This is a genomic window from Bacillus sp. AL-1R (genome assembly GCF_052180195.1).
Classification (GTDB): Bacteria; Bacillota; Bacilli; order Bacillales; family Bacillaceae_G; genus Gottfriedia.
The window spans coordinates 834,771-846,714 of record NZ_CP197469.1; the positions used below are offsets into that span (position 1 = coordinate 834,771).

6 protein-coding genes are annotated in these 11,944 nt (G+C 33.0%); all 6 read left to right on the top strand.

Annotation, left to right across the window (positions count from 1 at the left end; all coding sequences use genetic code 11):
* Positions 1–113: 113 nt before the first annotated feature.
* The 6 genes from ACSBO6_RS03890 to ACSBO6_RS03915 all read left to right on the top strand — a co-directional run bounded on the left by ACSBO6_RS03890 (position 114) and on the right by ACSBO6_RS03915 (position 11,838).
* Positions 114–4,241, top strand: a complete 4,128-nt coding sequence (locus ACSBO6_RS03890; protein ID WP_498844194.1) for a S8 family serine peptidase — start codon at positions 114–116, stop codon at positions 4,239–4,241.
* A gap of 458 nt (positions 4,242–4,699) precedes the next feature.
* Positions 4,700–5,116, top strand: a complete 417-nt coding sequence (hepT, locus tag ACSBO6_RS03895; RefSeq protein ID WP_098843873.1) for a type VII toxin-antitoxin system HepT family RNase toxin — start codon at positions 4,700–4,702, stop codon at positions 5,114–5,116.
* A gap of 884 nt (positions 5,117–6,000) precedes the next feature.
* Complete coding sequence (locus ACSBO6_RS03900; RefSeq protein ID WP_498844195.1) at positions 6,001–8,196, top strand: CDP-glycerol glycerophosphotransferase family protein; 2,196 nt, start codon at positions 6,001–6,003, stop codon at positions 8,194–8,196.
* A 555-nt stretch (positions 8,197–8,751) separates the two neighbouring features.
* The gene (locus ACSBO6_RS03905) at positions 8,752–9,990 is read left to right on the top strand and encodes an efflux RND transporter periplasmic adaptor subunit (protein WP_098843927.1); all 1,239 of its coding nucleotides are present in this window, start codon (positions 8,752–8,754) and stop codon (positions 9,988–9,990) included.
* Positions 9,990–10,709: an ABC transporter ATP-binding protein gene (locus ACSBO6_RS03910; RefSeq protein WP_098843875.1), complete on the top strand. Its 720-nt coding sequence runs from the start codon at positions 9,990–9,992 to the stop codon at positions 10,707–10,709. The genes ACSBO6_RS03905 and ACSBO6_RS03910 overlap by 1 nt, the downstream gene beginning before the upstream one ends.
* Complete coding sequence (locus ACSBO6_RS03915; protein ID WP_483295152.1) at positions 10,684–11,838, top strand: ABC transporter permease; 1,155 nt, start codon at positions 10,684–10,686, stop codon at positions 11,836–11,838. The genes ACSBO6_RS03910 and ACSBO6_RS03915 overlap by 26 nt, the downstream gene beginning before the upstream one ends.
* Positions 11,839–11,944: the final 106 nt, after the last annotated feature.

An 11,944-nucleotide genomic window follows, 5' to 3' on the forward strand; every position in this document is an offset into this window, starting at 1 on the left:
TTTTTTAAAAATCAGGTCAAGACAGGTTTTCTAAAGATAATACTGTTTTGACTAGAAAAATAGATTGAGAGAAGGTAAACAAATGGGGGAAAAAGAGAAAGAAAAGTAAAGTATTGAAAAGTTTTTGTGTTTTAGCGTTAACATCCAGCTTTGTTCTAGGTTCCTTAGGAGAAGTTACGAACGTATCAAAAGCCGCAACTCCTAGAAATGTTGAAGATATTTTAGCAAATTTAACTTCTGAGCAAAGAGCAGCCCTTAAACAGCTAAAAACAAGCGAAGAATCTGGGCCAAAAATTTCTACTGATATTAACTTAGATTCATCAAAAGAAACAAGTGTCATTATTGAATTTGTAAATAAACCTGTTAAAGTCGCTCAAATTGAAGCGAGTATAGAAGGTAAAACATTATCAATATCTGATGCAGAAAAATTAATTGATCAAGACCATGCTACTTTTATGGAAGATGTTAATCAAATTTTAACAGAAAACAAAAGTAAAAAAGTAGATTATAAAATAAATCGTTCATATAGACATGCATTTAATGGTGTCTCTATGACTCTACCAGCAAACCAAATAAAGAGTCTATTAAAATCAGAAGCAGTTAAAAAAGTTTGGAGTAACCAGACATTTACAATTGATCCACCAAAGGAAAATGAACAACTTAAAGCTGATGAGGCCAATGTTGCAAACTATACTCCATATGATGCGTTGGATCGTTTACATGCAGAAGGATTTACTGGAAAAGGAATTAAAGTAGGGATTTTGGATACCGGAATGGATTATAACCACCCAGACTTAAAGGATGCTTATAAAGGTGGATATGATTTCGTTGATATAGATAATGATCCAATGGAAACGACTTACGCTGATTGGAAAAAATCTGGGAAGCCAGAAATAAGTAATGGTAGTACATTCTATACTGAACATGGTACACATGTTGCGGGAATTATCGGTGGGCGTGGTGTATCAGATAGTGAATATAAGACATTAGGTGCAGCACCTGAAGCTGAATTATATGCATATCGTGTCCTTGGTTCTTATGGAAGCGGAACAACTGAAGCGATTATTGCGGGAATAGATCAAGCATTACAGGACGGTATGGATGTCATTAATATGTCACTTGGGGCATCAATTAATGATCCATTATACGTTACTTCAATTGCAGTTAATAATGCAGTTTTAAGTGGCGTTACAACAGTCGTTTCTGCGGGGAATAGTGGAGATAAAATGTACACGCTTGGTTCACCTGGAACTGCAGCATTGGCGTTGACAGTTGGTGCATCATCCATTGCATTAGATATTTTTCAATATGCGGGTGTACAAGATGGAAAAAACTATACTTTAAGACAATTAGCAAGAAATTATAAAGATGATTTAACAACTTTAAAAGGTAAGACGTATCAATTAGTTGATGTTGGACTAGCTAATCCGGCTGACTTTAACGGAAAAGACGTAAATGGGAAAATTGCTTTTATTAAGCGTGGTACGATTGGATTGATAGACAAAATCAAAAATGCAAAAGACAAAGGTGCAATTGGCGTATTAATGTATAACGATGAAGCTAACAAAGCGGAAGGAGCAATACAAACATATTTAGGCGAGTCAATGGATGCGATTCCTTCATTCTCTGTTTCGAATGAAGAAGGCAGTTTAATTTTAGCTGCTATCAAAGCAGGTAAAAATGATTTAACATTCGGAGATTATCATAAAGTACAAACTGCTTCTGATGAACTAGCAAATTTTAGCTCTAGAGGTCCTTCTAGAGTAAACTACGATATTAAACCTGAAGTAACAGCTCAAGGAGTGGCAATTCTATCAACAGTGCCATTTTATATAAACGATAAAATGGTTGAAGGATCAAAACCTGAAGATTATAAATATGCCTATTCACGCTTATCAGGTACATCAATGGCAGCACCTTATGTAGCAGGTGTGTCAGCATTATTACTTCAATCAAATAAAGATCTTCAACCAGAAGATATTAAATCAATCCTAATGAATACAGCAGATCCTTTATCAAAAGCTTATAGTGTATTTGAAGCGGGTAGTGGACGCGTTGACGCTTATGAGGCTATTCATTCGAATGTAGAATTAGAAGTAGTAGATCAAACGCCAATGATCATTAATGGAAAACAAAAATCAATCGAAGAATTAACAGGTGGCATTAGCTTCGGATCATATGGTTTTAATGATCAAGATATTACGGATTCTCGCAAAATTACATTAAAAAATCGTAGTGAAAAAGTAAAAACGTTTAAAGTGGATGTGAAATTCCAAACTGGTTTAAGAGGGTCTAAAGATGCAGCAGAGAATAATGTTACTTTGACTGGGCCGACTTCTGTTAAATTAAATGGAATTAGCCAAAAAAACATCAAGTTTAACTTAACGATTCCAAAAACAGCGGAAAAAGGAACGTATGAAGGGTTCATTACATTTACAAATACAGAGGATCCAACGGAAAACTATCAAATTCCATTTGGTGGCCGTGTAGTTAATGAAGGAATCGACTATTTAAATATTTATAATCCAGTGTTTGGTGTAGATACAAACTGGCCAGAAAATGCATACCCACAATTATCGTTTAATTATTCATTGAAGTCACATATGAAAACATTAGATTTAGTGTTACAAGATGCAATAACAGGGGAAGACATTGGTTTAATTGGTTCATTTACACCAATTATATTGAATGAAAATCAAGACTATTTTGTTGGAAGAGGGTTTAATTCTCTGTACTATCCTTTTACAGGCGATGCAAAAGCCCCGATTAGTAGTGAACCTGTTTATGCAAAAGCAGGTCAATACAAATTAAAACTGGTTGGTACGAATGAAAAAGGTAAGTCTTTCACAAAGACTGCTGATTTCATATTTGACCAAGGAGCACCAAATATGACGACTAGCTTTGATCATTTAGATCAAAAAGTAATTGAATATAAAGATAGTCAATTTGATTCAAAAGGTGAATTTTTATACGACTTTAACATCAATTTAAATGATCCGGAAACTGATGAAGCAAGCCGTTTAGGTCTACCATTAAATCAATCTAATAACTCAATTGTAACGTTTTATGACAGTGAGAGACCATCACCTACAATTAAAACAGATAAAGATGGAAACTATTCAGATCAAATTTTAGTGAAAAAGCGTACTACACCTATCGAAGTTAAGTTTTATGGTTTTGATGCAGCAAAAAACTTTACAAGCAACGCTACAAACATGTTAAGAGTTGCATTTGTAGATCAAAATTTACCATATTTCTACTTAAAAGCCAATAAAGAGATTGTCACAACAGGAGATACAGTAAACTACAGTGTTCGTTCAAATAATATGAAAAACTTAAAAACAACAAAAATAAATTTACAAGTAGATCCAAACCTTGCAACAATTCAAAAGGTAGTTGTAAATGAAGCTGTAAAGCAGTATGGTGATGCGCAAGTTTCGGTGTCTTCAACACCTTCAGGCGCACTTCAACTTTATACATTTACATTTACTTACTCTGGAACTCAAGCTTTACCAGAAGATATACAATTATTTAATTTCGACTTGAAAACAGCAGAGAAATATTCAAATGGGATACCATTTTATTGGCATCTAATGAACTCATCTACGATTGACCAATCGAACGTTGAAACAAATAATGTCTATACGTTTATGGAGACTTACAAGATTAAGCAAGCTTATTCAAAACTAGATGGAATATTAAAATTAGAAGGTACAATAAATCCTACAACAGGTAAAACAAATTCTACTATTGATCAAAGTAAAATTGGAGCAAAAGTAACGATAACTTCATATGATGGAAAAACAACGGTACAACCAATCATAAACAAAAGTGGTCAATACAGCGCAGAAGGAATGAAAGCTGATCAAAAAGCTTATACTTACAAAGTCGATGTCCCTGGCCATTTTACAATGAACAGACAAGTGCTTTTATCAGAAGAAGTACGTGGAGAAACACTAGGAAAAAGATATAATCTTGTATTTCCAACAACAGCAGCTGGCGATGTAAATAAAGATGATGTGATCGACATTCTAGATGCTTTAACAATACAAACATACTGGGGTACAAATAAAGCAACAGCAGACATCAACTTCGATAAAGTAATAGATAAAAAGGATATGGACTACATCATTAAAAACTTTGGCTTACAAAACCCAACTGTCAATAAAGCGCCAAAACCTAAAACTACTTACAAAGGTGCAACGTTAGATAGTATTTTAAGTGATTTAGGATTAAATTAGTAAAAAGTATTTTTTAATTTAAAGTTAATATAGAGACTCAAGGGAATTACTTATTTGGAACCACGGCAAAAAAATCACCCAGTTTATAACCGGGTGATTTTTTATGGGAAAGAAAAAAACGATTTCATGTAAATAAAAGAAACAATTAAGTTTGTGAATGAAGGTAAGGATAATCCTAATTAATGTATCAGGTATTCTTTAATTGTTCTAACGCTGTTTATTCATTATTTTAAACAACAGAACGTGATATAATGAAAAATATTATTTTCATATTTTAGTAGTATATCGACAATGCTTCAACAGTAATTCAAGCTAAAATTATACTTAAAAGCAAAGTAATATACTGTTCAGAAGGTGAGCGGAGAATTAATTTTGAAATAAAAGCACTAAATATGTATGTATAGCTAAACGAAGACGGGAAGATATTTTAGATCTAATTAAGAGAAGAGGTTCTATTTATGAATAATCAAGTAATTTTAAATAAAATTTCAAGAATAGAACATAGCATCAAAAGAATTAATGAAGGTTATGATAATAACCCGTCTAATCTTACTGACTATACAAAACAAGATTCTATTATTCTAAACATACAACGTACATCCGAAGCGTGTATCGATTTAGCAATGCACTCAGTTGCAGTGAGAAAGCTAGGAATACCACAATCAAGCTGTGATGCTTTTGACTTATTAGTAGCTAACTCACTTCTAGATCTTGGATTGTCTATGAAACTTAAAGCAATGGTCGGTCTTCGAAATATTGCTATGCATGATTATCAAAATATTAACCTTGATATCGTAGAAAAAATTATTGAGAATCATCTTGGAGACTTTAAACAATTTACGCAACTTATTCTTAGAATTGCTGATACTTTTTAATAAGTGTATTTGGATGAATTAAAAAGAATATAAAGGAAGCTATTTCGTACTACTCGATCAATTCGTAGAAAAATATTCAATTGCGATAAATTACGTCATACAAAGTAGGGTTTAAAAAAGATTCAATTAGAATGCTACTGCAGTAAGCTAAGCATATCGTCTCTTTTTTCATTTTGGTTATGAAGAATGGGAGGATATGCATTTTTTGATTTTATTTTAAAAATTCATGTGATTAGTAGTTTTGTTTTAACAATCGTAGTCTCCAAAATTAAGTAATAAACCAAAATATCTTATCGTAGCTAGATATTTTTTAAAGATTTTATGTAGGATAAATTTTGCCAAAACTAATAGGTATTTGTTTTTTTTTCACTTTTCTCGAACTAAAATTAATGATATGATTTTATATTTAACGTGATAATACTTTTGTATCAATGTTGTATTTAGTATTCACACTTCTTCGAAAAAAAACAACATCCTTTTCAGAAAACATTTACCAAATGGTAAGTCGTGACTCTTTGCCTAATATGATTTATAATTAATCATGTTTGTAGGATTTAATACCTTATGTATTAAACAATCGGTCCACTAATAAGGGTGAATATTTTTTGTCATACTTTGTAGAAAAGAAATATGAAAAGTGTGTTAAACTAGAACAGTCTATAAAGAAAAAACTGGAGAAATAACAGAACTATAAAGTGTCAATTTGTCCGAATATGTATTGACATTAGGAGTTCAGTAACAAATTTACCAGAAGAACGGCAGATTGGAAAATTATTGTATAACCCATTAAAAATATAGATGAAAATATTTTCAATACTAAGTATAGAGAAATGCAGTTATTCTGCTAGACGACTTAGAAAATACAGAGCTATGGGGGGAATAACATGCCTCGTAAGGAAAAAGAGCTGACATTTAATGAGCAAGCTAATATAGAAAATCTAAGGGTTGAGGATTTATATATAACATTTGATATATGCTCTAAAGAATTGAAACATGCTAATAATGTTGAGTTCTATATAAAGAAAAGAAATGATTTTAAAACTATTACACTTGATGTAAAAAGGTCAGTATCCGGGAATAAAGAACACATCATCATTCCGATTAAGCAGTTTCAAGGTAAAATTACAGAAAACAGTCGCTGGGATTTGTTTATGGAACTATACCTTGATAATGTGAAAGTAAATAAACGAATCGGAAACTTTAATGAAAAGCATTTGTCAGAGAAAGATAAGCGTTTCGGCTATATAATGTTAAATGAAGTGTTTGGGATAGCACCATATTTGGCATTAAATAATGAGTTCTCTTTCCATTTTTGTACTCCAGAACAGTATATGAATTCAAAGTATCCTATAAAAACAAAAATCCATGAATTGTCTATAAATAAGCAAGGGGTATTAAAACTTATTGCCTCGATTAATCTAAAAGGAACACATGATTTTGTAGTAAATCATATCACACTTAGGTTAAGGCAAGATAAGAGTCATGTAATTCAGATCCCTTGTACTGAAGAGTTTTCTCGTGATAAGAATAGTAGAACGGTTAAAGCTGAATTAAATATCAGCCAGTTAGAATTAGACCAATTTTATTGGGATTTTTTCATTTCAATTACTATTGATAATGGTGATGAACATCATGCACGAATTCGCAATGATAATTATTTAATTAGTAAAAAATTGAAACATGGTATATTTAAATATACTGTAAATACTCCTGATAACTATATGATTTATCCGTACATTACTGCGAATGATTATCTAGCTTTAACATATCGACAAAAAGGCGAATTCGAATCCCTTCAGTATAAGATTAATGAGTATGCTGCCTTTTTCTTATATAGTTTATTGTTCTGGTATTTTACAAGGAAGCCAATATGGCTTATTCATGAAAAATACTCAGAAACGGCTCAAGACAATAGCTTCTATTTCTTTAAATATTGTTATGAAAATCAATATAATAAGAAGGTTTACTATGTGATTAAAAAGGGTTCAGCTGATGAAAAAAACTTGGCCCCTTATAAAAAACGTGTCGTTTACTTCATGAGTTTTAAACATCTTTTTCTATTACTTGCTTCCAAGTTAATTGTATCCTCGGAGACAAAAGGTCATGGATTTGCATGGAGAGTTTCTCAAGGAGTTATCCGAGATTTTTTATATGAGAAAAAGTATGTGTTTTTACAACATGGTGTTCTAGGTTTGAAAAAAGTTGGAAATTCATTTAAAGCAAAATCTTCTAACGGTGCAGACCTATTTGTAGTATCTTCTGATTTTGAAAAAGAAATCGTAAAAAGAGAATTTGGATACAAAGAAGATAACGTCATTGTTACCGGTCTATCTAGATGGGATGTATTAGAGGATAAATCGCATCAAAATACAAAAAAAGAAATACTCTTAATGCCTACATGGAGAAATTGGCTTGAAGAAGTAGATGATGATAAATTTATTTTATCTGATTATTATCATGTGTATAACAATCTAATCCAATCAGAAAAGCTCTCCAAATTGTTAAAGGAAAATGATCTTACATTGAACTTTTATGTCCATCCTAAATTTATGCCATATGTTGAAAACTTTACTAGTTCTCATGAGCATATAAATGTTATTCAATTTGGAGAAACAAATATTAATGATTTAATTATGCGATCAAGTTTATTGATTACAGATTATTCTAGTGTAGCTTGGGAAACATATTATCAAAAGAAACCGGTACTATTCTTTCATTTTGATTTGGATAAATATTTAGAAACTCAAGGTAGCTACATGGATTTAAGAAATGAAGTTTTCGGAGAAGTTGCTTACGACTCTTCAGAATTAGTTGATAAATTAAGCGTATATATAAACAATGGTTTTAAAGAAAAAGAAGAATTTAGTTTAAATAGAAATTATTATTTTAAACACCTAGATCAAGATAACAGCGCTAGAATTTTTAATTATATCAGTGAACGGGAAAAATCCCTTGTTAAATGGGAAGGGTTTCATAAAATATTAAAAAGAAGCTATCTTCTAAAATCCATTTATAGAAGATATAATCAAAACCCAATTTTTAAGCGGATTAGTACAAGCATTTTAAGTGTTCTAAAGTGAGAAGTTGAAATAGAGTATATTTATAATTTTAACTGCATTTTAGGTGATATAGATAATTGAACAGCTCTATTAGCGTTCAAAACTAAGACCGAATCATTATGAGAGTTGCTATTATAAATAAGTTATATTTTCAAGAATTATCATAGACTGCCTTTGCAAATATTGTAAAGGTAGTCTTTTTTTTGGGATTTGTTGTAGTAATCAAATTTTCAAAGTTACTTATGGATATAGAAAATGCTTTTATATTTTGGAGTAATGAAAAGGTTAGTGTAATGTAGGCTTAGGATAAAGCTAGAGCAAAGTTAATAATCAATTTACTATTCATGAAATTATATTAATAATCCATAGAATTTTTTAGTGAAAGTAAAAAAATCCCCTTCTATTAATTCAGAAGGGGTTATTTTTTTCGCTGTAAATAAGCGTTTTAAATGCTTGAAATCTATTAAGGAAAATTTAAGGTACACAACTCAAAATAGCCTTATCAAATGAAATTAGGAGGAGTAATGTTTCAGCAAATACGAAGTGAATCAAGATGATGGAGAGGAGAAAAGTAAATTGAAAAAGTGGGTTATTATTTCAGTTATTGTTGTTGCTGTTGGTGGAGGAAGTGGTTGGTTTATATATAGTAAGAGTCAAGCTAATCAAGCTCAAAATGTGATGGCTTCAGCACAAACAATTACGGTACAAAAAGGAAAGTTAGAAGTGGCTGTTACTGGATCGGGTTCTGTAACTGCAAATACTGACGAAGATGTTACTGCGGCAAATACAATTCTTGTTGTGGATGGTGTTAGTGTTTCATCTGGAGAATCTGTCGATAAAGGTGATACACTTGTGACATTTAAAAATGGTGAGGTTGTTACGGCACCAAAAGATGGAGAAATTACAAATGTTTACATAAGTAGTGGTAGCGGGGCATCGCAGGGGAAAGTACTAATGCGTATGGAAGATGAAGATGGGGTTACGTTACCGATTACAAGAGAGGATAGTGGCAGTTCTTCGAATAATTCTAGTACAGGAAATACTGGGGGTAGTAGTTTAGTAGCGGATATTGTAAATGTAAAGGAAGGCTCAGTTGTAAAAGAGGGTGCGACACTTGTGAAATTTACAGATGGTAGTATTTTACAGGCACCAGTTGCCGGAACAATTACTAGTCTTGCTGTTAATAGTGGAGATTCTGTACAAAGTTCGGCGACGGTGGCACATATTACAAATTACAGTTCTCTGGAAACAACAATCAGTGTCGATGAATTAGATATTACAAAGGTAAAAGTTGGACAGTCAGTAAAGATTACAGCAAGTGCTTTTGAAGGTGAAACATTCGATGGGATTGTAGCGAAAGTAGCAAATGAAGGTACATCGACAAATGGCGTTTCATCATTTGATGTAACTGTAAAAATTAAAAATCCAAAAGGTTTGAAAATTGGGATGTCAACGGAAGCGAGTATTTTAATACAAAGTAAATCAGATGCGTTATATGTTCCAGTAGAGGCAGTGTATAAAAATGGAAATGAAAAATATGTATTAGTTCCTACATCTACAGATGAATCTACAAAGAAAGTTACGGTGGAAACTGGTATTTCAAATGATACGAATGTAGAGATTACAAGTGGATTAAGTGAAGGGGAGTCTATTGAAATTCCGAGAGTTCAATCTAGGGGTAATTCTGGCGGATTTATGATGCAAGGTGGGGGATTCCAAGAAGGTGGGTTCCCTGGTGGAGGATTCTCTGGTGGTGGTTTCGGAGGAAGAAACTTTGAAAGAAAACAACCAAGTGGAGGACAAGGAGGTAAATAATGACTAACTTTGAGCCGATTATTCAAATAAAAAACATGACGAAGATGTATGAACTTGGTGGAGAAACGGTAATGGCTCTTCAGAGTGTATCTCTTGATATCCAAAAGGGGGATTTTATATCAGTCATCGGTCCATCAGGTTCAGGTAAGTCAACATTTATGAACATGATTGGATGCTTAGATCGACCAGATTCTGGGCGATATTTGATTGATAATGAAGATGTAGGGCAAATGAAAAGTTCGCAACTAGCAACTATACGGAATGAAAAAATAGGATTTATTTTTCAAAATTTCAATCTTATACCAAAGTTAACTGCGGTAGAAAATGTTGAACTTCCTCTTATTTATCGAGGGATGAAAACGGCTGAACGAAGAGAAATTGCTCTTTCGGCGTTAAAAAAAGTAGGTCTAGTAGATCGAGCGAATCATTTACCTACACAATTATCAGGAGGGCAGCAACAGCGTGTTGCAATTGCGCGTGCCCTTGCTGGAAGCCCTCCTATTTTACTGGCAGATGAACCGACGGGCGCTCTTGATAGTAAAACAAGTAAGGAAATTTTGGAGATTATGAATTTGTTAAATGAGCAAGGTCATACGATCATTTTAATAACACATGATTTAGAAGTAGCAAAAAATGCAAATCGTGTTGTACGAATTCATGATGGCCAGTTATACGAGGATGGAGGTGAATGGTTTGCAGACACTGAGAATGGCGCTTAAGAGCATTAAAGGAAATAAAGTAAGAGCGTTCTTAACGATGCTAGGTATTATTATCGGTGTATCCTCCGTTATTGTGATGGTTGCGATTGGTCAAGGGTCAACGAAAGAAGTGCAAGATCAAATAGGGAGCTTAGGTACGAATGTCTTAACAGTAAGTGTTACTGGCTCAGATGCAACGTTTAAAGAAGTTGATGCTAATCAACTTAAGGACGTTAGTGGTGTAGAAGCAATTGCTCCGACTGTCTCTGGAAGAGTATCTGTAAAAAATGGACAAACGAACGCACAAGTGTCAGTGACAGGAACAACTTCCCCTTATTTAAAAGTTCGCGATTTAGAGCTGCAATCGGGACGATTTATCGCAGACTTAGATAATGAAAATCGCTCAAAAATAGCAGTACTTGGCTCAAGTACTGCACGAACATTATTCGGTTTTGGAAATCCAGTTGGTCAATCTGTTAAAGTGAATGGAACTTCATTTAGAGTAGTTGGGGTACTTCAATCAGTTGGTAGTTCCTTAGGTTCAAGTGGGGACAGTACGATCTTTGTTCCTCTTAGTACTGCTCAGCGCTTGGCATCTACTACTTCAATTGGATCTGTTTATGTAAAAGTAGAAAATGAAGATATGATTAATTTTACATTGCGTAGAATTGAACAAAAGATGTTTACGATTATTGGAGATGCAGATAGTTATAGCGTTTCGAGTCCTGAGGATCTAATGGAAACTGCTTCATCTGTTAATAATACGATGACATTAATGCTAGGCGGAAGTGCTGCAATCTCACTTATTGTTGGCGGTATCGGTATTATGAATATCATGCTTGTATCGGTATCTGAACGAACAAAAGAAATCGGTATACGAAAAGCAATTGGAGCAAAGCGAGGAAGTATTCTTCTTCAATTCCTCATTGAATCAATGGTATTAAGTTCACTTGGAGGAATAATAGGTGTTGTAATAGGTGTAATAAGTGCGAAAATATTCACTATAATGACAGGAACAGCAATTGCATATTCTATACCGGTTATGCTGTTATCATTTATATTCTCTTTATTAGTTGGAATCGTATTTGGCGTTTTTCCCGCAAATAAAGCGTCTAAGCTTGATCCAATACAAGCCCTTCGATATGAATAATATGTATAAAGAGGTTGTCCTAAAAGTAAATCTTTTAAGGGGCAACTTTTTTTTGTGTAAAAAAGGAAATCGTTCTCCGTGATCAATTAATCAGACTAAAGTAAGA

Coding starts and splice junctions, on each gene's coding strand:
- hepT (WP_098843873.1), top strand. CDS start 4,700: ATGAATAATCAAGTAATTTTAAATAAAATTTCAAGAATAGAACATAGC.
- ACSBO6_RS03900 (WP_498844195.1), top strand. CDS start 6,001: ATGCCTCGTAAGGAAAAAGAGCTGACATTTAATGAGCAAGCTAATATA.
- ACSBO6_RS03910 (WP_098843875.1), top strand. CDS start 9,990: ATGACTAACTTTGAGCCGATTATTCAAATAAAAAACATGACGAAGATG.